The sequence below is a fragment of the Thalassolituus pacificus genome, from assembly GCF_025318105.1.
GTDB lineage: Bacteria > Pseudomonadota > Gammaproteobacteria > Pseudomonadales > Oceanobacteraceae > Venatoribacter > Venatoribacter pacificus.
The window spans coordinates 62,262-84,109 of record NZ_JAOANI010000015.1 but is presented as its reverse complement, the minus strand read 5'-3'; the positions used below and the strand labels follow the sequence as shown (position 1 = coordinate 84,109).

At 50.0% G+C, this 21,848-nt stretch carries 20 protein-coding genes; 6 read left to right on the top strand and 14 right to left on the bottom strand.

Annotated elements, in window-relative coordinates; all coding sequences use genetic code 11:
• Window positions 1–28: 28 nt before the first annotated feature.
• The 3 genes from narL (at window position 29) to NYR02_RS07540 (ending at window position 2,990) form a co-directional block, all read left to right on the top strand.
• On the top strand, window positions 29–685 hold the full coding sequence (narL, locus tag NYR02_RS07550) for a two-component system response regulator NarL (RefSeq protein ID WP_260975768.1): 657 nt from the start codon (window positions 29–31) through the stop codon (window positions 683–685).
• A 2-nt stretch (window positions 686–687) separates the two neighbouring features.
• Entirely contained in the window at window positions 688–1,914 is a 1,227-nt protein-coding gene (moeA, locus tag NYR02_RS07545) for a molybdopterin molybdotransferase MoeA (RefSeq protein WP_260975767.1), read from the top strand.
• 326 nt (window positions 1,915–2,240) lie between these two features.
• The gene (locus tag NYR02_RS07540; RefSeq protein ID WP_260975766.1) at window positions 2,241–2,990 is read left to right on the top strand and encodes a HesA/MoeB/ThiF family protein; all 750 of its coding nucleotides are present in this window, start codon (window positions 2,241–2,243) and stop codon (window positions 2,988–2,990) included.
• A 15-nt stretch (window positions 2,991–3,005) separates the two neighbouring features.
• Here the strand turns inward: NYR02_RS07540 and norR are convergent, their stop codons facing one another.
• Window positions 3,006–4,550, bottom strand: coding sequence for a nitric oxide reductase transcriptional regulator NorR (norR, locus tag NYR02_RS07535; protein WP_260975765.1), 1,545 nt, complete (start codon window positions 4,548–4,550; stop codon window positions 3,006–3,008).
• 181 nt (window positions 4,551–4,731) lie between these two features.
• Here norR and ytfE point away from each other — a divergent pair, with 181 nt between their 5' ends.
• Window positions 4,732–5,427 carry an iron-sulfur cluster repair protein YtfE gene (gene ytfE / locus NYR02_RS07530; protein WP_260975764.1) on the top strand — a complete coding sequence of 232 codons (696 nt, stop codon included), beginning with the start codon at window positions 4,732–4,734 and terminating at the stop codon, window positions 5,425–5,427.
• 176 nt (window positions 5,428–5,603) lie between these two features.
• Window positions 5,604–6,137 (top strand): molybdopterin adenylyltransferase, encoded by a 534-nt coding sequence (gene mog, locus NYR02_RS07525; RefSeq protein ID WP_145467992.1) that lies wholly within the window; start codon window positions 5,604–5,606, stop codon window positions 6,135–6,137.
• 81 nt (window positions 6,138–6,218) lie between these two features.
• Here the strand turns inward: mog and tatA are convergent, their stop codons facing one another.
• The 8 genes from tatA to NYR02_RS07485 form a co-directional block, all read right to left on the bottom strand.
• On the bottom strand, window positions 6,219–6,374 hold the full coding sequence (gene tatA, locus NYR02_RS07520) for a twin-arginine translocase TatA/TatE family subunit (protein ID WP_260975763.1): 156 nt from the start codon (window positions 6,372–6,374) through the stop codon (window positions 6,219–6,221).
• Between the two features lie 13 nt (window positions 6,375–6,387).
• Window positions 6,388–6,936, bottom strand: coding sequence for a nitrous oxide reductase accessory protein NosL (locus tag NYR02_RS07515; protein WP_260975762.1), 549 nt, complete (start codon window positions 6,934–6,936; stop codon window positions 6,388–6,390).
• Between the two features lie 19 nt (window positions 6,937–6,955).
• A complete protein-coding gene (locus tag NYR02_RS07510; protein ID WP_260975761.1) occupies window positions 6,956–7,786 on the bottom strand; it encodes an ABC transporter permease in 831 nt (276 codons plus the stop codon).
• On the bottom strand, window positions 7,783–8,697 hold the full coding sequence (locus NYR02_RS07505) for an ABC transporter ATP-binding protein (RefSeq protein ID WP_260975760.1): 915 nt from the start codon (window positions 8,695–8,697) through the stop codon (window positions 7,783–7,785). The genes NYR02_RS07510 and NYR02_RS07505 overlap by 4 nt, the downstream gene beginning before the upstream one ends.
• A 1-nt stretch (window position 8,698) precedes the next feature.
• Entirely contained in the window at window positions 8,699–9,943 is a 1,245-nt protein-coding gene (locus NYR02_RS07500; RefSeq protein ID WP_260975759.1) for a nitrous oxide reductase family maturation protein NosD, read from the bottom strand.
• A 53-nt stretch (window positions 9,944–9,996) separates the two neighbouring features.
• Window positions 9,997–11,919 carry a TAT-dependent nitrous-oxide reductase gene (nosZ, locus tag NYR02_RS07495; RefSeq protein ID WP_260975758.1) on the bottom strand — a complete coding sequence of 641 codons (1,923 nt, stop codon included), beginning with the start codon at window positions 11,917–11,919 and terminating at the stop codon, window positions 9,997–9,999.
• A gap of 30 nt (window positions 11,920–11,949) precedes the next feature.
• Window positions 11,950–14,196 (bottom strand): transcriptional regulator NosR, encoded by a 2,247-nt coding sequence (gene nosR, locus NYR02_RS07490; protein ID WP_260975757.1) that lies wholly within the window; start codon window positions 14,194–14,196, stop codon window positions 11,950–11,952.
• 447 nt (window positions 14,197–14,643) lie between these two features.
• Window positions 14,644–15,201 carry a Yip1 family protein gene (locus tag NYR02_RS07485; RefSeq protein ID WP_260975756.1) on the bottom strand — a complete coding sequence of 186 codons (558 nt, stop codon included), beginning with the start codon at window positions 15,199–15,201 and terminating at the stop codon, window positions 14,644–14,646.
• A 110-nt stretch (window positions 15,202–15,311) separates the two neighbouring features.
• Between NYR02_RS07485 and NYR02_RS07480 the strand changes: the two genes are divergently transcribed.
• Window positions 15,312–15,719, top strand: coding sequence for a MarR family transcriptional regulator (locus NYR02_RS07480; protein WP_260975755.1), 408 nt, complete (start codon window positions 15,312–15,314; stop codon window positions 15,717–15,719).
• 57 nt (window positions 15,720–15,776) lie between these two features.
• Here NYR02_RS07480 and NYR02_RS07475 read toward each other — a convergent pair whose 3' ends face one another.
• From NYR02_RS07475 to NYR02_RS07455, 5 genes are all read right to left on the bottom strand, one after another.
• A complete protein-coding gene (locus tag NYR02_RS07475; RefSeq protein WP_260975754.1) occupies window positions 15,777–17,216 on the bottom strand; it encodes a hypothetical protein in 1,440 nt (479 codons plus the stop codon).
• Window positions 17,217–17,291: 75 nt separating this feature from the next.
• Window positions 17,292–17,789 carry a hypothetical protein gene (locus tag NYR02_RS07470; protein WP_260975753.1) on the bottom strand — a complete coding sequence of 166 codons (498 nt, stop codon included), beginning with the start codon at window positions 17,787–17,789 and terminating at the stop codon, window positions 17,292–17,294.
• A gap of 95 nt (window positions 17,790–17,884) precedes the next feature.
• Complete coding sequence (locus tag NYR02_RS07465; protein ID WP_260975752.1) at window positions 17,885–19,258, bottom strand: hypothetical protein; 1,374 nt, start codon at window positions 19,256–19,258, stop codon at window positions 17,885–17,887.
• A complete protein-coding gene (locus NYR02_RS07460) occupies window positions 19,248–21,383 on the bottom strand; it encodes a TonB-dependent receptor family protein (RefSeq protein ID WP_260975751.1) in 2,136 nt (711 codons plus the stop codon). The genes NYR02_RS07465 and NYR02_RS07460 overlap by 11 nt, the downstream gene beginning before the upstream one ends.
• Window positions 21,376–21,813, bottom strand: coding sequence for a CopD family copper resistance protein (locus tag NYR02_RS07455; protein ID WP_260975750.1), 438 nt, complete (start codon window positions 21,811–21,813; stop codon window positions 21,376–21,378). The genes NYR02_RS07460 and NYR02_RS07455 overlap by 8 nt, the downstream gene beginning before the upstream one ends.
• Window positions 21,814–21,848 lie beyond the last annotated feature (35 nt).

Sequence of the window (21,848 nt, the reverse complement as noted above, 5' to 3'; positions counted from 1 at the left end):
ACGATAATCAGCGAAAACGGTTAAAAAAATGGATAGCAAAAAATCGACAATCATGTTGGTTGATGATCATCCCCTTTTGCGTAAAGGATTAAAGCAGCTGCTTGCATTTGAGGATGACCTTGAGGTTATCGCCGAAGCCAGCAGCGGTGCAGAAGCGATTGATCTTGCTGTTGAAGATGAGCCGGATCTTATTATTCTTGATCTTCATATGCAGGGCATGGATGGTCTGCAAACGCTGACAATATTGCGCGATCGTGGTGTTACTTCAAGAATCATTATGCTCACCGTATCTGATGCGAACGATGATGTGCTGGCAGCCATTGGTCAGGGGGCTGATGGTTATCTACTGAAAGATACCGACCCGGATATGCTACTGGAGCAGATTAAGCAGGCTGTCGGCGGCAAAATGGTGTTGAGTGAAGCGGTGACCAAGGTTCTGGCTGCTGCTATTCGCCGTCCGGCGGTGCGTCCTGCATCTGAACTGGATGCCCTGACCGGACGTGAAGTTGAGATTCTGGAATGCATTGCCAAGGGTATGAGCAACAAAGTTATTGCCCGCGAGCTGGATATTTCCGACGGTACGGTCAAGGTTCATGTGAAGCATTTGCTGAAAAAACTCGGACTGCGCTCCCGTGTGGAAGCGGCGGTCTGGATGGTGAACCAGCAGGGTGAAGATAAGGGGTGAGTATGCAGTCTGTCGCCGATGCTGTTGCCGGTATGCTGGCGGCGACATCCGGATATGCCCTGGGTGAAGAGAGTGTCGTTCTGCAGCAACTGGACGGACGCATTCTGGCAAAACCTCTTTATGCACCGGAAACCGTGCCGGCGTTTGATAACTCGGCGATGGATGGCTATGCGCTGCACAGCCGTGATGCAGAGCTGCTCTGCAGCACCGGTTTAACGCTGGCTGGTGCGGCACTGGCGGGGCATCCCTTCCGTGGTGTGCTGCAGCCGGGGCAGGCGTTACGGATTATGACCGGCGCCGAAATGCCGGCCGGCGCCGATACCGTCATCATGCAGGAAGATGTACAGGTCGATGTGCAGGCAGATGGCGAGCGTATTGTTTCGCAGGTACCACTCCACCCCGGCAGCCATGTGCGTCATGCCGGAGAAGACATCCGTCGCGGTGAGGTGATGCTGGCTGCCGGACAACGTTTAACTCCGCTGCATATTGGCTTATTAGCCAGCGTCGGTCTGGCGCAGGCTGAGGTCTTCCGTAAATTACGGGTTGCCCTGTTCTCCAGTGGCGATGAATTATGCCAGCCGGGCAACTCCCGCGAGTCACACCAGATTTATGACAGCAATCGCTTTGCTTTACGGGCGATGCTGGAGCGCATGCCGGTTGAAATTATCCACTTTGCCTGGCTGCCGGATACCCTTGAGGCCATGCGCTCTGCCATTGCTGCAGCAGCACAGGAAGCCGACGTTATTATCACCAGCGCTGGTGTTTCAGTCGGTGATGCCGATTATACCCGTCAGGTGCTGGATGAACTGGGCGAGGTTAATTTCTGGCGGGTTGCCATGAAACCGGGTAAACCTTTCGCTTTCGGACGCGTAAAAAACAGCTGGTTTTTTGGTCTGCCGGGCAATCCGGTATCGGCCATTGTAACCCTGGATCAACTGGCTCAGCCGGTATTGCGCCAGCTGTGTGGCGAACGTGTTCAGGCGGCGCTGCCGCTGCTGGCAACCGCTGCAGAAGCCTTCAGAAAACAACCGGGAAGGCAGGACTTTCAGCGCATCCGTCTGGACTCTGAAGCGGGTGTATTAATGGCCTCGCCGTGTGGCAGTCAGGGCTCTGGCCTGTTGCATGGTTTTGCTGATGCTCAGGGGTATGCCGTACTTGACGCGGAGCGCGGTCATGTCGCACCGGGCGAGCAGGTTCGTGTAATGCCTTTGGGTGCATTATTGAATTAGGGCCTGTTGACACTAATTAAACAGGCCCGATTCACTTAGTGTTAACAGGTCCTAAGGCACCTCTGAATAATTCAGTGCCCGCTTCGGCTTACTGAAAACGTTCAGATCAAGGCGCCATGTTGAAGGCATAGCGGGTTACGTCAAAACGTGGCAACACCGAGCTGGATTTTTTCAGCAAGCCCCGAAGGGCGTGGGCTGCAGAGCGTTTTGACGGTGTTGTCGATTTTATAAAGGGCTCGCCATTTACTGCAATCGACGCCTTGTCAAAAGCACTCTGCAGCACTCACGCGAAGCTGTGCAGAATTATTCAGAGGTGCCTTAACACCATGAACGACGAACAACTGCTGCGTTACAGCCGGCATATTTTCCTCCCCCAGATTGATATCGATGGCCAGCTGGCCCTGTGTGACAGCCATGTTCTGGTGATTGGTCTGGGCGGTTTGGGCGCGGCCGCTTTACCCTATCTGGCGGCCAGCGGTATCGGGCAGCTGACGCTGGTGGATGATGATCATGTTGATCTCAGCAATCTGCCACGCCAGATTATTCATCCGCAGGATCGGGTGGGAATGAGCAAAGCCGAGTCTGCCGCGGCAACCGTGATGCAGCTGAATCATGATGTGCGGGTGCATACCGAAATCCGCCGCGCAGATGCTGCCTGGCTTGAGCAGGTTTTACCGCAGTTTTCTCTGGTGCTGGATTGCACCGACGAGCCTCTGGTCCGTTACGCCCTCAATAAAGCGGCGCTGAAACACCGAATTCCCTGGGTCAGTGCGGCCGCTGTCGCCATGGACGGTCAGCTGACGGTGTTTGATCCGCGCCGGGCCGACAGCCCCTGTTACCGTTGCCTGTATCCGGATGTGCAGCCGGACCAGCGTAATTGCAGTGAGAGTGGCGTGCTGTCGCCTCTGGTAGGAGTTATCGGTACGTTACAGGCGGTGGAAGCCCTGAAGCTGCTGAGCGCTGCCGGTGAGTCTCTGTGTGGGCGGCTGCTGTCGTTTGATGCCCGTGCCAGCCGCTTTCATGAATGGCGGATTACTCGCCGCCCGGACTGTGCCGATTGCGCTGCTCAGTCCTGAGTAAAGCGGTACGGTTTATTTAAGCCCGAGCTTCTGTGCCAGCTTGTGCAGATTACTCGGGTCCATACCCAGAGCCCGTGCGGTTTTGCTCCAGCTGCCTTGCTGTTGCTGCAGTTCGTGCAGAACCAGAGTCTGCTGAAAGTATTTAACGGCTTCTTTCATTGGCATTCCCTGCACCGCTTTCAGTAATGAATCACTGCTGTCTTCGCCTGTTGCGTGTGCATGGTGACGGGAGGTCGGCAGCTCAAGATCCAGTGAACGGCAATCCAGAGTCACAATATCGTGCCGTTGTGCTCCCCGGCTCAGCGCCTTGATGGCTGCCCGGCTGATAACATGCTCCAGCTCACGGATATTTCCGGGCCATGGATAGGTCTGCAGTGCTGCCTCGGCATCGGCCGATAAGCGCAGGCTGCGCAACCCTAAGCGGGTGCGGTTTAATTCCAGAAAATGCCCGGCCAGCAGAGGAATGTCCTGCCCGCGCTCACGCAGGGGAGGAATCGGGATAGGATAAACAGACAGGCGATGATACAGATCGGCCCGGAATGCGCCTTCGGTAATCTGCTCTTTCAGGTTGCGGTTGGTCGCAGCCAGAATACGGACATCCACATGGCGGGTCTTATCGCTGCCCAGTCTTTGTATTTCACCATTCTGCAAAACCCTCAGCAGCTTGGCCTGTACCGGCAGCGGTAATTCACCGACCTCATCAAGAAAGAGTGTGCTCTTATCTGCGGTTTCAAACCGCCCGGCGCGGTCACTGGTAGCACCGGAAAATGCGCCTTTAACATGGCCGAATAATTCACTTTCAGCGAGGTGTTCCGGCAGTGCCGCACAGTTGATATATACCATTGGCCGTGCGGCGCGTGTCGAAAGCCGGTGCGTATAGCTGGCAAAAATTTCTTTACCAACGCCGGTTTCTCCCAGTAGCAATACCGGCAGGTCGGAAGCCGCAACAACATCCAACTCTTTTTTTATCTGACGGATAGGGCTGCTGTTGCCGATGATTTCATTATCGGCTTCGGTGCCAGTCGCAAGATTGCCGGCACCATCCAGCCGGACCCGGCGCAGACCGCGTATTTCTTCTTCCAGCATGCTGATACGGATGGCCGTTTCCAGTATCGGGCGATAGCTGTCCAGCTCGTCAATGCGGCTCTGATCAAAGGTGCCCGGAGTCAGAGAGTCGAGGGTCAGGGCACCCCAGCGCTCACCGTTCAGCCAGAGGCTGGTGCCCATGCAGTCATGTACCGGCAATGCTTCCCCCGGCTGGGCCTCCAGCAGGCCGTCATAGGGATCGGGGAGAGGGCTGTCCGGCGGAAAGCGCAGGGCATGGCTGGTGGTCATAACGGCCGACAGGCGTGGGTGCTGAGCCAGACTGAATTTACGGCCATGCGCTTCGGTAACCAGACCGGAGACGGCGACAGGGCGCAGATATTCACCCTGCAATCGCAGCAGAACGACAGCGCCGCAGTTAAAGCTGGTGCGGATACTTTTAACGATATGCTCAAAGCGTTCGCCGGCCGGCATATCTTTGATGAGTTCCGTAAGCAGCTGTTGTCCGGGCATGAGAAGTCTCTGTGTTGGTGTGTGCTTGGTGGTATTTACCAAAGTGTAGATTTTACAGGGAATATCCGGGTTATTTATACCCACCCTCTGTTGACCGGCAGCAAGTATGCGCTCTGGCGGCTGGCCTGCATCTTGCTGATCACTTCTGTTGAATCAAAACCTTTATATATCAGGAGAGTTTATGGAAATTCTGAATCGTTCTCTGAGTGATATTGCCACAACCATTCCCGGTGCTTCTGCTTTGTTACGTCAGCTGGATATTAATTTCTGCAATCAGGGCATGGTGAGCTTGCAGCAGGCACTGGAACATAAGGGACTTGATCCGGAAGAGGTGGTTGCGGGTTTGGCTGAACTTGAAATGACAGAGCATCGTTATGATGAGTCGGCAATCAACTGGGGTAAGGAGCCCCGTATGAAACTGATTGGACATATTCTGGAACGGTATCATGCCCGTCACCGTGAGCAGTTGCCGGAGTTGATGTTTCTGGCAGCCAAAGTTGAACGGGTGCATGGCGATTCCTCAAGTTGTCCGCACGGGCTGGCTGATCTGTTGCGCGATATGAGTCATGAGCTGGAAAGCCATATGATGAAAGAGGAGCAGATCCTGTTTCCGATGCTGGCCGGGGGAATTTATCCGAATGGCCCTATTAATGTGATGCAGGATGAGCATCTGGAACATCTGGAAGCTATTAACCGCCTGTGCAGTCTGACCAATAATATGAAAGTTCCGGCCGGTGCCTGTAACAGCTGGCGTTCGCTGTATCTGGGCCTGCAGACGCTGGTGGATGATCTTATGCGGCACATCACGCTGGAAAATTATTTTCTGTTTGTCCCACCTAAAGCAACGTCTTCAGACTGCTGCGGCAGCTGCCAGTAATATAAAACCTGCGAAGGGCCGGTGCGAATCGGCCCGTCTTCGCACGGATTTCTCAGTGATTTAAGAAAAATCTTAATTGTTCACATCAGGTTTCCGCATAACAATAACTGATAGCGGCGGTATATCGTTGTATATTTACCCCTGTTACTGAATTTCCGGAAACTTCAGGAGTTATCATGCAGAAAAAAATCCGTATCGGCATTCTGACGGTCAGCGACAGAGCCAGTGCCGGTATTTATGAAGATATTTCGGGCCAGGCTATCCGTGAAACATTAACGGAATATTTATCCGGTGAGTGGGAAGCGGTTTATCGTCTGATCGCCGATGAGCGTCCACAGATTGAAGAAACACTGTGTGAGCTGGTGGATGAGGAAAAATGCTGTCTGGTAATTACTACCGGAGGTACAGGGCCGGCTCTGCGTGATGTGACGCCGGAGGCAACCGAGGCGGTCTGTGATCGTATGATGCCGGGGTTCGGTGAGCTGATGCGTATGGAATCCTTAAAATATGTGCCTACGGCCATTCTTTCACGCCAGACTGCCGGACTCAGAAAACAATCATTAATTATTAATCTGCCGGGCAAGCCGAAAGCAATACGTCAGTGTCTGGATGCGGTTTTTCCCGCTGTTCCCTACTGTATTGATCTTATGGATGGGCCCTATCTGGAATGTAATCCGGAGGTCATCAGTATTTTCCGTCCGGCGAGCTGATTATTTTCTGCTTTTGTGCCGGCATAGCAGCTTTTTAGATATTTGCAGAAGCTGCCTGCCGGCATCCGTGCCGAATCAGGACTATTGTTCGCTATCCTCGGGTTGTTTGTCGGCGGCTTTACGAAAATCCCGGATCGCACCACCAAGATCACCTCCCAGAGAGCGCAGCCGTTTACTGCCAAATAATACAAGTACAATCAGCAGCACGATCAGTAACTGCCATGGACTTATTCCCATAATAATTCCTACCTTAATGATGCATGCTGTGATCTTCGGAATGGTTGTCGCCCATCATTTGCTGATGCTGCAGCAGTGCGTCTTTTAACTGGCTGAATGTCATCACGCTGGTCTTTCTGTCAGAGGCAAATATCTCTGCGTTTTCTTTATCCGCAAAACTGGCAATTGGCGTACCCATCGCGCCTGCCATGTCCGGAGCAACAACATAAAATGCCTGCATGGCATCAATCAGATGTGCATCATCCGGTTGGTTCCAATCACTGCGGCTCATATCGTGAACGTATAACGTCATTTGCTGAACCTGATTTTCAGGCTGCAGCCACCAGTGCAGCATTTCAGCGGATGAGCAGAATTTTCTGATTTTACCGTTGCCGGTTATCGCCTCGCCCTTGGGGCCAGGAAAACGGGTGATGGCCATACCACACACGTGGCATTCATCTGAGGAATGAAAGGCGACAGGTGACCGCTTCGTGGTTTCACTGTTGGTGGGCTGGCTGCAACCGGCCAACAAGGCACTGAGCATCAGGGTGACAACAGAAATGAAAGAGCATACTTTTTTCATAAACTTATCCTTTCTAAAATTAAATCGCACGGCGGCGTAAGGTGAAATGAGCAATACCCAGGCTGAAAATCAACCAGATAAATAATGAGATCCACAGTCCAGGATTACTGATGGGTAAATCCTGCCCCAGGGCCATAACCCCGTTCATTGCACTGCTGTCGCCAAGACCGGACAGATTTATTTGCCGGAATATATCGGTGGGATTAAGCAGTAAAAGCCATGGCAGCAGGTCAGGGTTCAGCTGTCCTTTACTGAAGACCAGCAGTGCCAGCAGACTGAGATCAAACACCAGCACAAACAAAAACCACACGCCAAGAGCGAGGCCGGCTGCGGTCGATTTTTCGCTGGCTTTGCTGCTGAGAAAATAAGCCAAAGCAAGGAATACCCAGCCCAGTAACGTGGCTGAAAAAATAAACCGTGAGAACGATTGAATCAGAAGCCAGATATCCAGATCGCTGACCAATAATGCAATGGCGACGGCGGCACTGCCAAAGCCAATAGACGTGGCGAGCGCAAGAATCAGTCCGTGACCGATAAACTTTCCCAGCAGTAACTGCCCGCGACTGAGCGGGTAGGTCAGCAATAACAGCAGGGTTCCGCCTTCTTCTTCACCCACGATGGCATCGTAAGCAAGCAGCAGAGCAATCAGCGGAACCAGAAACGTTGCCAGGCTGGCCAGACTGGCAATGGTTGCCGGAATGGAGCTGAAACCCACCTGGCCAGCGGCGGCTGAGCCAAGCCAGGCAATGCCCGCAGCGAGAATGGCAAACAGCAGGCTGATGGCCAGCAGCCAGCGGTTACGCAGGCCATCATTCAGCTCTTTAATGGCGATATTCCAGACTTGCATCATTGCGATTTCTCCTGTGCCGGAACGACCGCAAAATGGCGGTACAGATCGTCGAGAGACGGCGGGCAGACTTCCAGATCGGCGGCTTCGCTGCTGTTTATCAGGGTGTTAAGTAACTCCCGGCGGGCGCCATTGTGAGTTAAAACTTCGAGAGCATCGCGGCCAATACAGCGGGAATCGAAGCCGAGGCCGGATAACCGGGTTTGCCAGTGCTCCGGTTCCGAGAGGCTGCCAAGGCGAATGCGCGTAGGTAATGCTACCTGACGGCGTAATTCACTCAGGGTACCGACGGCCTGTAACTGACCGCCGGCAAGAATGGCGGCGCGGCTGATATAAGGTTCAACACCGGGTAATACGTGCGAACAGAGAATAATGCCGGTGCCGTTCTGACGCAGCTCGTTCAGCAATTGATAAAGTTCCTGCGTGGCTACCGGATCCAGACCGACGGTCGGCTCGTCCAGTAATAACAGACGCGGATTTGCCAGCAGTGCCTGAGCCAGACCCAAGCGCTGACGCATACCTTTGGAATAGGTTTTTACTTTACGTGTGGCGGCATGGGTCAGCCCGACTTTTTCCAGTAATTCTCCGACCTGATGGTTATCTGCACTTTTCAGACGGGCAAAATAAGTCAGTGTTTCCTGTCCACTTAATTGCGGATAAAACATAACGTTTTCCGGTAAATAACCAAGCCGCTTACGGACTTCGGTATGATCCGGTGTATTACCAAATACCTGAACATGGCCGCTGCCGGGCGCGAGCAGACCGAGGATCATTTTTATAGTGGTTGTTTTGCCGGCACCGTTATGGCCGAACAAACCAAGTACTTCACCTTCTGCCAGATGCAGAGAAAGGTTTTTTATAACCTCCATCCGGCCATAAGCAAGACTGACATTCTGAAGTTCTACCAGGTTCATTTTAAGGGACCTCTGTCAGCGGTGGGCGCATCAGGGGAAAGCTGTCCCGCACGCCAGGGGATTTAACGACCGGAAACGCTTGCTGTACCCAGCGCAGTAATTCAATGGCCGGGCTGTTCAGCAATAAACGCATTTGTGGATAAAGCCACAGTAAGCGGTCGATATTGTCGTTTGGTTCGTAAATAAGATCGCCGATATCATCGCTATTCCGATCCCAGCCAAGGTAATCGCTCCAGTAATTTCCGCGACCATTTTCAGACCACTCCTGAGTTCGGGTTGCGACATATTTAACTTGCTGTTGATTAGCGATAAAGGCATTGCCAAAGATTTTATTGTCTTCAGAGCCGGCGGTAAGGTGAATACCCATCACACTGTCGGCAAAGTAGTTGTGGCTGATGGTGTTGAATACGGAGTTGTACATAAACAGCGCCTTACCCTCAGCTCCCTGAATCATACTGTCACCAGTGCTTCCGCTAATCACCCCCTGCACTCTGTTGTTGCTGATGGTGGAGTAGGTGATGTAGTTCATCAGGATGCCGTAGTTCTGGTCATTTTCAGAAATATTGTTACGAACATCCAGGCTACGGCTTTGCATAAGTGCATAACCGGTGCGGGTACGGCGGGTCGTGTTGTTATGCACCACATTGTTATTGGAAAACATATAGTGAATGCCGTAGCGCAAATCCTCCAGTACATTGCCGGTCAGTGTGTTGTGGTTGGAGGTGTCGATGTAGATGCCATCCCGGGTGTGGCGGATAACGTTGTCGGTCACACTGGCCTGACGGACGGAAAACAGATGAATGCCATTGCCACGGTCCTGTGAGCGCACAGTGTCATCGCCGCTGATCTGATTGCCGTGGATTTCAATATGCTGGCTGGTGTCGGCCCAGATGCCGAATCCGGCCCCTTGCAGATGATTATTCAACAGACGTACATGGTCGGCCCGGGCAGCAACAAATATGGCTGAATCCATATCGGTGAGATTACGTCCCCAGTTAATAATATGGCAGCCTTCAAGGCTGACTTCGGCGGCGATAATTTTCACCGCATGGCCCTGCGCTCCGGCGTCGATAACGGCGTTGGCTGCACAGCGGATGTGGCCGGGCTGATCAATCAGAAAATTCCCCTGATAGTGACCGGCGGGTAAAACCAGAATATCCCCCTGCGGTTGCAGGGGTAATGTCTGATATTGTGCCTGCGCACCGGCACTGGCCAGCAGCAGTAAAAAAAAGACAGAAAGGATCATAGTGTCCCGCAGTTGTGGAGGGGCGGCGGGCATCACTGCCCGCCGCCAGCCAATCAGGCTGGTTCAACCAGCATTCGACCTACCATCTCCATATGCAGAGCATGGCAGAACCAGTTGCAGTAGTACCAGTGCATACCCACTTTGTCGGCCACAAAGGTAACTGACGCAGTTTGCTGTGGGCTGATTTCCATCGATACACCATGATTAACCATGCAGAAACCATGAGTAACGTCTTCTATCTGATCCAGATTGGTGACTATCACGGTAACCTCATCGCCCTGCTTTACCCTGAACTCGTTAATGCCATAGGCTGGCGCTACGGAGGTCATGTAAACCCGGACTTTATTACCATCGCGAATAACCTTGTTGTCGGTCTCCAGATTGATACCATCTTTTTTTGCCATGGCAACAGTGCCGGCAAAGAAAGGATCATCCCGCTTCCAGATTTTCCGGGTGCGGATCTGATCACGGCGCGCCATGGTGCAGTCATGCGGTTCTGCGAAAGTCGGGCCATCGTGTACCAGTTTCATTTCTTCACCGGAAATATCGATCAGCTGATCATTTTCCGGGTGCAGTGGGCCAACCTGCAGGAAGCGGTCTTTGGAGAACTTGCATAAGGCAACCAGCCACTGGCCATCGGCTTCGTTGGTTTCACACAGTGAGGCATGAATATGACCCGGCTGATACTGCACATCCAGTTTCTGCTTGATGTAATTAACATTCTCACCGTTATAGGCACGTACCGCATCGGCCATATTCCACTTCACGACCTGACTGTCGATAAACAGTGTGGTGTAGGCATTGCCACGACCATCGAAGGTAGTGTGCAGTGGCCCAAGGCCCAGTTCCGGTTCTGCTGCAATGGTGTCACGCGGATCTTTGATTTTGCCGTTAAACAGGTCTGGCAGTCTGGCAATTTCGATCATGGATACGGTTGGTGACAGCTTGCCGTTGGCAATAAAGTACTTACCATCGGATGAGGTGTTACAGCCATGCGGGTTTTTCGGTACAGGAATATAACGGGTAAACTGGCTGTCTTTGTCGCCTTTTTTACGGCCATCCAGTACCGGCACTTTAGAGTCGCCCAGAGTGGTGAATTTACCGGCTTTAACCGCTTTTTCTGCAGCCTGGATATCAAATACCACAACCCAGTCACGCTCATTCCGCATCATGCCGCCCAGATCATAGGCTTTTTCTGAGTTGTAACAGGTGGAGGCAGCAAAGCGACCTGTGTAGTCGGCATCACAGTTGTCCAGGTTACCGTCAACCATAATCTGAAATGCCATTTCCATGCTTTCTGCGTCAATGACGTTAAACATGGTGTAGCTGTAATCAGCCTGCAAATCGAAATGCTTGCCATCGTTCGGATGTGGCATAACAAACTCAGCATTAGCAAACACATACTTGGTATAGGGTGCTTTCTGCAGACGCAGTCCGTGGATAGCCTGAACATTAGGCACGGTCAGCATCTTGTCACACTTCATAATATCCAGGCGGATACGGGCCACACGGCTGTTGGCTTTATCGTTGATAAAAACGTATTTGCCATCGTATTTACCATCTTTCATGGAGATGTGCGGATGGTGACAGTCACCATTCAGGAACTTCGCACTGTCACCCATTACGGCCTTACTTTCGTTGGTGATGCCCCAGCCGGTAGCCGAGTCGATATTAAATACCGGAATCCGCATCAGTTCGCGCATGGATGGAATACCCAGTACGCGGACTTCGCCCTGGTGACCACCACTCCAGAATCCGATGTAATCGTCCAGTTCACCTGGCTCTACATGGTATTTCTTTTTGGCGTCTTTGGCGGCGGCGGCAAAGGCTTCGCGGCTCATGACTGCAGAGCCAAGGCCTGCTGCGCCGACCAGCGCAGCACCGGCACCAGTGAGGGCGCTGGCACCGAGAAATCCGCGGCGGCTCAGTCCGGTTTTTTCTTTTCCGGATACATTTTTATTGCTGTCATCTGTCATGGTCTATCTCCTTGAAAAAAATTGGATTTTTCAGTTTTGCGGATCCATCTGTACCACCGGGATGCGCTGTGGAACGGGTTTATTTTTTTGCTGTTTTTTACGTTTGGCAACCAGTGGCGGACATTTATGATCGTTGTGATATGTCATCTGGCAATCAAGGCAGTAGTGACATTCGTTGTGATTAATATGACCATCAGGGTGAATCGCCTGGATCTCGCATTCATTGGCGCAGAGCTGGCAGGGCTGGCCACATTCTTTGCGGCGTTTCAGCCAGTCGAACAGGCGGGCTTTACTTGGTATTGCCAGGGCAGCTCCCAGAGGACAGATATAGCGGCAGTAGACTTTGCGCGTAAAAATATTGATAACCAGCAACAAAACAGCGTAGAAAACAAAGCCCCATTCACGGCTGAATTTGAGCATGATGGCGGTTTTAAAAGGTTCCACTTCGGCATATCGTTCTGCGGTAGAAAGTGACTCCAGAGACAGCCCGAATAAACCCAATAAAATAATGTATTTAACGGCCCATAAGCGTTCGTGCAAAGCAAAGGGCAATTCATACTGGCGGATTTTTAATTTACGGGCGGCTTCGTTAATCAGCTCTTGCAGAGCACCGAACGGACACAGCCAGCCGCAGAATACTCCCCGTCCCCAGAGCAGGATGGTGGCTGCTGTAAATGCCCAGAGAATAAATATAACGGGATCGCTGAGAAACAGCTCCCAGCGGAAGTCCTGCATCAGTGAATGAACAAAGGTCAGTACGTTGACAACCGACAGCTGGCCGAGGCAATACCAGCCAATAAAGAACACGGTAAATAACAGATAGCCCCGGCGCAGCCAGTGCAGAAATGCAGGCTTGCTGGTGAAATAATCCTGCAGGAATAAAATCACCAGTAAAACACCCAGGGCAATTATCAGAACTCCGATCTGGAAACTCTTCTGATACCAGATGTTCAGCCACAGAGGGCGGTTGGCTTCTTCAATGGCAGCCAGTTCTTCGGCTGTTAATGCTGGCCGTTCGAAGTAGGTTTGTGGCAGTTGATAACCCAGTTCGAAACTGGTGAATACGCCATCCACCGGGCCTGTCTGGCGGCGTACCAATAACTCAAAGGTCCAGTCAGTGCCAGGGTCAAAATGGCTTTTGTCACGGATAATAAACAGCGATTTTTCTTTAAACTCCGGTGCACCGTCGGCCATGACATCGTACAGACGTTGCTGGTCCAGATCGCGGAAGGAGATAACATCACCAAACTGACGCAGCTGGATGCGATCAAAAATACCGCCGCGCACATAGCCTGATCCTTTAAATGAGAACATGCCGTTGGCCAGCACAGCAATGGCGTGCTCGCCGGGTTTCAGTTCTTCCATCAGGAAACGGTACTGACTGTCACCCAACAGGTTGCGGCCAATAGTTGGCGCGTTCAGATAGGCAACATACAGATCAATAAAGGTATTGTTGAGCTGATCCGCTGTGGCTTTTTCCACCTGCTCGGCGTCGGTGCCCCTGAATGATTCGTCCACCTGGGAGCGTAACAGGTGCATACGACGGATGGAGCCGTCTCCGGTCAGCTGCTGCCAGCCGGCGTTACTGTAAACCTCTGGCAGAATATTGGCGGGCTTCTGTTTCTGTGACAGTTGCGCTTCGACCAGTCCCAATGATGCGGCGACTGTGTGAGTGGCCTTCATGATGATTTCATTCACAACCATCACGGTAACGGTGGCACCGGTGATGGCATCGACGGTCACGGCGTTTTCATCATTGGTGCTGCCAACCACGACGCGCTGATCAGCCCTGACGCCCTGATAGGCTACGCCAAAATCAACCAGCTTCTGTTCCGGAATACCGACCAGCAGAATTGGCTCGTGGTGTTCCAGCAGCCAGGCATCAAGAATAACGGCCTCAGGACTGAGGATAACCTGCATATTAATCGGCTTGCCGGAGTAGGCAGGAATATTGGCTACGTTGATTGTTTCAAACATATAGCCCAGTAAACGGTCGTTTTCTTTGATGGTCCGGATACCGAAATCACCTTCGGGAGACGATATCTCTGTCGCCTCAGGCAGAATAAGGCGGAGGCGTTGCTGTGCGGTGTCTTCTGATTTATCGGAGGGCTTATGAGCCTGTAGGCGTTTCTGCTGTCGATTTTCTGCTTTGTGTCCACCGTTTTCTGAGGCTGCCACTTCCGGAACCGCTGCTACGGAAATACTGAGGACAAAAAACATCAGGACAAAAAAAGGCCATAAATAATGTTTCAGGGGGCTGTCAGGTGCTGACATCATACAATTCCTATTCAGCGTCAGCCTGATGTCTGGAGTGAGCATCAGTCTGGCTAATGCGTCAAATTGTCGCAGTCACCGGACACAGCCAACATACCCCATCGGAGGTAGGTTGAAGGACTCAGGTCAATTTTTTGTGTTTTTAATCAATAACCGTTGTTGTTTGCCGTTAAGTATTCCTTTGCGGAGAAAAACAAAGGTGCGGTGAGAAGCATTAAACGCTCGCATGGACGAGATGCGACAGTCATTCACGGAAATACTGATACCTGTAGAAGTCGTAAAATTTTTTGTCGGCGGCGGAATAACCTCACATGGAAGGCCACATTCAGACGCTGTTGTATTTTCAGAAGAGAAACCATTGACGTATAGGCAGGCAGAAACACCAATCTGGTGGGCAGGTTGGTGTTCTGTTTATCGGGCTGGCTGGAATCCGTTAACGGCTAACAGGTTTTAATAAGCCCAAATGATAACCATCAGCATAATCCAGGCGAGAAATGCGGCGGACATTATCGTATAGGTTGCAGACATGCTGACCACATCATCCGTATTGCGGTGACAGAGCGCGCTAGTTCCAAGGTAGAGAATGACACAGGAAGCGACTAATCCGACACCTGCAAAAATGCCGGTAATTAAAGCGGAAGGAATAAGTAATCCCAGAGAAGACAGCCACATAGGAATGGGGGCAATAGCCGCCAGTAAGTAGGCGTCGTGATAGTTAATGGCCAGATCGTGGCTTTCCAGTACCGAGTGAATAAGCCATCCCATTACAAAAAAGGTCAGTAATTCTGCGAGAAAAAATGTGGTGGTAATGAAATGCCAGTTTTTCTCCGCAAAGCCCTGAATGTAGCTGTTGTCGTAATGGGTTCCGGCATAAAAAAGAAGAACCGGGGGCAAGAAAGACAGCGGCAGAACCAGCTTCCAGGCCAGAGCCGGTATAGAGATATTCATTGTCTGCATTTTTTCCCAGCCTTTCGCTGACCAGGGCATTATCAGTTCTGACAGGTTCATAATTCCCTCCATATATATCATGCTATGATGCATCTGTTTTAGATCACCTTTAATCCGGTGGCAAGCATATCGGGCCGTATTGCTGAAGCTGTCTGAGGATCAGATTCTTTATGAATAAATTGAATAAGCAGGATTATCAGAGCCTTTCGGACTTTCGCTATCGCCTGCGTACCTTTCAGCGTCACAGCGAGAATATCTGCAAAGCTCATGGGCTGACTTCGCTGCAATATCTGTTATTGCTGCATCTGAGAGGATTTCCAGGACGGGAATGGGCGACGATCAGTGAATTATCAGAAAAGCTTCAGGCTAAGCATCATGGCACGGTGATGTTGGTCGACCGTTGTTGTGATCTGGGTCTGGTAGAGCGCCGTGAATCCATAACAGACAAACGATGCGTTGAGATACATTTGCTCCTCAGAGGAGAAGAGATTGTAGATAGCATTGCCTGGCAGCACAGGCCAGAGCTTGAGCTGTTGGAACATGAGTTTTCTCTGGTGCGCCCAGAAAAAGAGTTTTGAAGCCTGAAGATTTACAGTGTTGAATCTTCAGGCTGTCTGCTTTCAGTTGCTTTTTAATCACAGGTTCCGGATCGGCTTTTCTTCTTGCTTTAAGCGTTTTCGGAAAATTCCGGGTAAAAACAGCATTAAGACAGTAAGCAATGAGAAGCTACCGGCTGAAGATGAATCGCTGTTGTCCTTGTCGTCAGGGATTTCGACGTCAGGAGTGGGTGTTTCAATGTCAGGAACCAGAGTTCCAATCAGGAATGTTTTACGAACGGAATCCCCAGCGGTATAGGGAATATCCAGATTGATAATTTTATTGTCAGTTTCTGCAGTGGTATATTCCACGGGATTGATCGTGACTTCTACTGATCCTGTTTTTGTTTCAGGGGAGTAAGAAATTTTTGTGATTTTATCATAAATATTAAAGTATGCAGGAGGTTCTTCAGAAAATTCTATTGAAAACTGTAACTGATCGTACCCTCCCGTTATTACTGACATTGCATCCAGACTGAATTCCAATTCTTTATATGCAATATCTTTCTTGTCGTCTGTTTGTAATAGAAAAGTGTCTTCAGGAGTTACTTCGTGTGCTTTTACCGAGGCTGCAGAGATATTGATATTATCTCTGCTTTTAAAGATAAATACGGAGTTGTCAGATAATTTCATTCCCTGAGCGGCGCTGGCATCGTTCTCATACTCGGCCTCATAGATATCAGCTATACCATCTTTATCAGTATCGTAGGGGCGAATGGTTATCCCGATTTCGTCAGTATTCATTTTACCGTCTTTATCATTGTCAGACGAATCCGGATTCAGATTAAGAAGCCCTGCTTGTATGTCGGTAATGCCATCGTTGTCTGTGTCTTTTCCATCGTCAGTTATCATGGAGGTGGCGACAAACTGTGGCTGAACAACATAAGGGAAAACCCCGGAGATGCGACTTCCGGGAACACCATCCGGGCCATCAGTCTCGTTATCAATTGTTTCGATCTTTAACTGACCAGATGGTGTTTTAATTATGCTGAAGGTAGTGCTGGTCTGACCAATCGGGTAGTCGGCCATTTGCAGATAAATTTTCAGCGCATAATCAATCCTGTAAGTGCCGTCATTATTGTCGGTAAAAGGCATGGTTATTTCTTCGGTACTGGCTATATCCAGTTCGGTATCATCTTTTCTTTCTGGCATTGCTGACAGGTTAAAAAGCTGATAGTCGGGAGTGACCATGTACATTGCATAGAGTTTGTCACCTGCCCAGGTGACTGTTTTTGCGTCAAAGTCCCAGATCCAGAGTGGCTGCCCTATGCTTTGACCAAGCACAATATATTCAACACCATTCAGCTCGGTTTTTGGCAGGGTCAGCATCTTAAGCGCTACAGGATCCGCCGTATTCATTGTAAGACTGTAGTAGCCAATGTACTGACCGCTCAAATTCGTCGCAGGTTCATCAGCAAAAGTGGAGGTGGAGAAAATAAGCAGCGAGCTTAGCAGTATTCTTTTCGTGTGATGGTTCATGTAATAGTCTCCTTCCTGCCCTTAAATGATGTTGTTTCCTATCAACAGGGCAGGATTTCTGTGTCAAATTGAAAATCAGTTGGTGGTACCGTGCCAGTCAAGTTCGATGTCGAATGGGAAAACCCCATAGATTGCTTCGCCCGGTACACCGTCACCATCAGAATCCAGAGTCCTGATCGTCAGACCTGTGCTTGTCTGGGTTATTTCAAATGTTGTGGTTGTTGCTGATGACGGATTCCCAAACAATGGGTTATAGGCCTGGAATACATAGTCTGCGGTGTAAGTACCGTCGCCATTGTCAATCAGGGATACCGGTTGATGAGCTGCATAACGGAGCGGAATCAGAGATAGTGGGCTGACAATATAGCCAGATGTAAAAGCAGCAGTCTGCTGATCAAAATTAAATTCCCAGGAGTAGCTTTGGTAGCTGTTTGCCATTACAAGCCCGGTATTTGTCCGGACTGTCAGGTCATAGTTTCCGGAATGAAGTCCGCTGAGTCCCGGTGTTCCGGCGTTGACCGCTGCAAATTGCAGCAGCAGAAGTCCGGTTAAAATTAATGGGTTGGTTTTCATTACTCTTCCCTCGTCTTATTAATGGGCACCAATGACACTGTCATCAGCAGAGTAATAATTTCACAGCTATTTGTTGATGCTAATGATAATTGTCATCATTTGCGAATTTGTACTAATAATAAGCCCGATAGTAAAAAAATAACCAGATAAAGATCCAGGGCTCCGGCGCTGCTACTGAACCCGCCAAGCGTGTTAATGGCTACGGCTACCGTTATAGAAAAATCATGGTTAGGTAATGGCGACAAATTCCATTCCGAATTCTGTGGGATTGATAATCGCAAAGAATAATCGTCGATCCGCTTCCAGTTGGCGTTGGGGATCAGGGTAAAGCTATCGGCAATATTGCGGTCCGATTGTGCGTACACCAGTAACTGACCTTCGGCAGATAATTTTTCTTCAAATCTGAGAGTCAGTTGTACATTTCCGGTATGTCCCAATGCCTGGTTTCTGGTAACCAGGCCAATACTTATCAGACCGTAGCGATAATCCAGACCCGGCACACCAAGGGTGACATCTTTTATCTGCTGACTGTTGCTGTCGGATGGAGACTCATCAATCATTAGCGCGGTATGGATACTATTAAAGCGCCAGTTATCCTTAACGCTGATCGTTACGCTTTGCCCTGACGGAGTGCCTTCAGTAGCGGCAAATCCAGGAATAAGATTCAGTAAGCCGATACCGCCAGCTATCTGATCATTCATTGCGGATTCTCCAGGCTCCAGAGCATCAATGATGGAATCAGAATCAGAGTCCAGTGGACTATCCTGCCAGTGAATACCCAGCTCCTCTGCATCAGGGATGCTATCTCCGTCGGTGTCGGTTTTATCCGGGTGCAGGCCGAGGGCAATCTTTTTTTGTGCAGAAAGACCAGTATCATTATTATTTTCTGAAACAGCCCAGCCATCCATTTGCGGTTGTACGGTCATTGGAAACACCCCGGAAATCTGGCTGCCGGGAATACCGTCACCACTACCATTATTTTCGTTATCAATGGTTTTTATTGTGAGTGTTCCGGCAGGATTGCCTGTGACCGAAACAGTCGTACTGGTATCTGCCCGGGGATTTCCGACATTGGGATTGAATATCTGAAATCCATGGTCAATACGGTATATACCATCGGCTATCTGTGTGAACCTGGCTATGTTGTGCTCGCTACTGGCATTGCCAATATCCTGAATCTCATAAGGAAAACCAACACTGAGCATGGTTCCCTGTATATCAACTTCGCCCCGGTCAAAATCCCATGTCCATGTGACGGGTTTAATACCTTTTCCCAGAATGGTGGCCGATTGCTCTGAGCAAACCCCTGGACAGCCCCACATGGTAATATCATAACTGCCATAGTAAACCCCGCTCAGCTCTGAGGCTGTAGCGGTTTGGATCATCATGCCGTGAATGAATAAGCATGATAATACTGTTGAAAGATAACGGGCTGAAAAAAATCCGCTCTTTTTATTCTTACCATTCATAACTTACTCCCAACATATAGTTACGCGGCGGGCCAGGAATAAAGGCCGGTACGTCAGGGTCATCAGGGGAGTAGCCTCTGACAACATAGGCGCTCTGATAGACTTGGTTGGCAATATTATTAGCCTCGACGAATAGCTTTATCCCTGCAGAGGATTGATATTGGAGTTTGCTGCCGAACAGCTGATAGGCATCTTGCTTTAATCCGGAGTTAGAGTGATCCACAAAGGTAGATTGCGGCTGAGCACGCCAGTCAATGGATACAGAAAAGTTCTGGTCGATATTAAATATGACTTCAGCCGCCAGTTGGTGCTGTGGTATCCCGGCTATCCGGTTTCCTTTGTAGCGGCCATCCATAAAACGGAAATCACTCCAGTTATAACTCAGATACCATTGACTGAAATCGACTGGGCCAAAGGAGGAGGTCGTTTGCCTGATTGCTGCCTCTGCACCCCGGTGTACCGTGCCATGGGTATAATTTACGGTGGTTCCGTCGATGGCAAAGTCCTGAACTTCCGATATCAACTCATTATTTACTCTGGAATAGTAACTGCTGAACTCCCAGTTAAGACCCTCTCTGCTACTCCGGATTCCCACTTCAGCGGTATTTGCGGTCTGTAATCTCAGGTCCCGAATGATGATATATGCATTCAGAGGGTCATTGGGGTTGGGACTACTGGTGGCTAGTTGCCAGAATGTCGGGGCTTCGGATGAACGGCTGATGTTGGCAAATATCAGGGTTTCAGATTGTATTTTATAAATAGCGCCGATCTTTGGGTTAATGGCCTGATATTTGAACCGGCTGTCGAGAATACCCTGTAGACGGTCATCAATGTTTCGTTGATTAATGACGGCCTGTAGAGCAGTAATAAATTTAAATCTATCATTTATGTGCTGAATGATTTCAGCTCCGGCGACACTATTGGATGCATGCTGGTCTAGATCGGCAAATACTTGTAGATTCTGGCCATTATCAGGATGAATTGAAGTATATTTTCGTGGCATATTTCCGTAATTAAAATAGGAAAAAAGACGGACTTCAGTTGGATGGCGGGAAAACCAGTAAAAATCATCTGAGAATGACAGATCCAGACCAAAATTATTTTCATAGGTATCCATGACAATGGCCGGGTTTCGGAATTTATCGTCTATTTTTTCAGCGTATGCTCCGAGGCTGAATGTACCGGCTGAAGAGGTTACTGAACTTTTGTTGGCCAGGCGTAATTGCCGGGTTTTTCTATAAGGATCGCGCTTGTTGACGTCCATGAAGCGATCAAAGGCCGTGTTGTAATCCCCCATTACCGATGATGGATCTTTTTTACTCCGTTCTTTACTCAGCATAAAGGGAATATCAAAATCATTCTGAGCAATATTCAGATAGGTTCTGTTTTGCAGTATTGCTGACTGCCAGCCGGAATTCAGTGCCAGCGTCTGGCGATTGGCTTTACTGTGAGAGCGCCAGCCATCTGACATGGATTGCTCGGCCCTGACGTAAAAATCCCGGCTGTTATTGTATTGCCCACCGGAGAGAGATAATTTTTTGAAATTAAAACTTCCGGCTTCAGCAGATAGCTGCAATTCCGGAGAATTCAATGCTGTCCGCGGGTGAAAATTAACAGCTCCGCCAAGGGTTGTCGCACCATAACGGGTAGCATTTGCCCCTCGGTAGGTGGTGATAAATTTTGTCTGACCCGGATCGCTCAGGCCAATGATAAATGACCCATCTGCCTGATTCGTAGCCAGTCCATCGTGAAGAATCTGGATGCCACGCGAGACGGGGTTGTCCTGGATGCCTGAGCCGCGGATATTTATTCGGGGCTGATCATTGCCGCCAAAAAACTCCTGAACAATGATGCCAGGCTCCATTTTCAGTACCTTGGCCAGAGATGACAGGCTGCCCCGGAGCGTTGTGATATTGATCAGGTTCGTTCCGCCGGGAACCTGATCCAGCCTTTGGCGTAAATCCACACCTTCTGACTCTGCCGGAGTTTCTGTAGATTCAACAATCTGCTTATCGAGTTCAGTTGTTTCCTGTGCCAGTGCCTGTGCGGAGCCGAACAGCAGTAGCGCAAGGATGATTGATCTCCTGCAATGCCGACAGCCAGTATTCATCTGGTCTTCATGCATAGAACATTGCCTTTGCCAGAATCACAATCAGGATCATGTGCGCAAAGACACTGTAGTGTGTAATCCGGAATCTGCGTGAGGTCATCCGGTTGCAAAGTGATGCCCGAATTGCCAGAACAAAATGTATCAGCACACTCAGGGCAAGAAGTATCTTCAGGGTCAGTAATACCGAAAAAGGTTGGGCAAATAGTGGCAGCCAGAGATTGCTGTAAACCCTCCACAGCATGCCGATCCCGGAAGCAAACAGCAGTACAACCACGAAGGGCATAAAACGTCTGGCCCGAACATGAATACCGGCTTCAACCAGAGTCATCATGTTTTCGGGTAAATGCTTCCTTATAGGTTCCAGAAAGACCACCTCAAAGAATACGACGCCAATAAACAGAATGGCGCACAGAAGATGAAGTGTTTGCAACAGAGCGTGTTCCATAAGAGCAGTGTCCAAAATCCAATTAAGAATGGTTA

What these genes read in the sequence shown, in the direction of transcription:
- nosZ (WP_260975758.1), bottom strand. Translation starts at nt 11,919, where the DNA reads ATGACAGATGACAGCAATAAAAATGTATCCGGAAAAGAAAAAACCGGA.
- NYR02_RS07460 (WP_260975751.1), bottom strand. Translation starts at nt 21,383, where the DNA reads ATGCATGAAGACCAGATGAATACTGGCTGTCGGCATTGCAGGAGATCA.
- tatA (WP_260975763.1), bottom strand. Translation starts at nt 6,374, where the DNA reads ATGGGAATAAGTCCATGGCAGTTACTGATCGTGCTGCTGATTGTACTT.
- NYR02_RS07515 (WP_260975762.1), bottom strand. Translation starts at nt 6,936, where the DNA reads ATGAAAAAAGTATGCTCTTTCATTTCTGTTGTCACCCTGATGCTCAGT.
- NYR02_RS07470 (WP_260975753.1), bottom strand. Translation starts at nt 17,789, where the DNA reads ATGAAAACCAACCCATTAATTTTAACCGGACTTCTGCTGCTGCAATTT.
- NYR02_RS07485 (WP_260975756.1), bottom strand. Translation starts at nt 15,201, where the DNA reads ATGAACCTGTCAGAACTGATAATGCCCTGGTCAGCGAAAGGCTGGGAA.
- NYR02_RS07475 (WP_260975754.1), bottom strand. Translation starts at nt 17,216, where the DNA reads ATGAACCATCACACGAAAAGAATACTGCTAAGCTCGCTGCTTATTTTC.
- moeA (WP_260975767.1), top strand. Translation starts at nt 688, where the DNA reads ATGCAGTCTGTCGCCGATGCTGTTGCCGGTATGCTGGCGGCGACATCC.
- NYR02_RS07500 (WP_260975759.1), bottom strand. Translation starts at nt 9,943, where the DNA reads ATGATCCTTTCTGTCTTTTTTTTACTGCTGCTGGCCAGTGCCGGTGCG.
- ytfE (WP_260975764.1), top strand. Translation starts at nt 4,732, where the DNA reads ATGGAAATTCTGAATCGTTCTCTGAGTGATATTGCCACAACCATTCCC.
- mog (WP_145467992.1), top strand. Translation starts at nt 5,604, where the DNA reads ATGCAGAAAAAAATCCGTATCGGCATTCTGACGGTCAGCGACAGAGCC.
- nosR (WP_260975757.1), bottom strand. Translation starts at nt 14,196, where the DNA reads ATGATGTCAGCACCTGACAGCCCCCTGAAACATTATTTATGGCCTTTT.
- narL (WP_260975768.1), top strand. Translation starts at nt 29, where the DNA reads ATGGATAGCAAAAAATCGACAATCATGTTGGTTGATGATCATCCCCTT.
- norR (WP_260975765.1), bottom strand. Translation starts at nt 4,550, where the DNA reads ATGCCCGGACAACAGCTGCTTACGGAACTCATCAAAGATATGCCGGCC.
- NYR02_RS07510 (WP_260975761.1), bottom strand. Translation starts at nt 7,786, where the DNA reads ATGATGCAAGTCTGGAATATCGCCATTAAAGAGCTGAATGATGGCCTG.
- NYR02_RS07505 (WP_260975760.1), bottom strand. Translation starts at nt 8,697, where the DNA reads ATGAACCTGGTAGAACTTCAGAATGTCAGTCTTGCTTATGGCCGGATG.
- NYR02_RS07480 (WP_260975755.1), top strand. Translation starts at nt 15,312, where the DNA reads ATGAATAAATTGAATAAGCAGGATTATCAGAGCCTTTCGGACTTTCGC.
- NYR02_RS07465 (WP_260975752.1), bottom strand. Translation starts at nt 19,258, where the DNA reads ATGAATGGTAAGAATAAAAAGAGCGGATTTTTTTCAGCCCGTTATCTT.
- NYR02_RS07540 (WP_260975766.1), top strand. Translation starts at nt 2,241, where the DNA reads ATGAACGACGAACAACTGCTGCGTTACAGCCGGCATATTTTCCTCCCC.
- NYR02_RS07455 (WP_260975750.1), bottom strand. Translation starts at nt 21,813, where the DNA reads ATGGAACACGCTCTGTTGCAAACACTTCATCTTCTGTGCGCCATTCTG.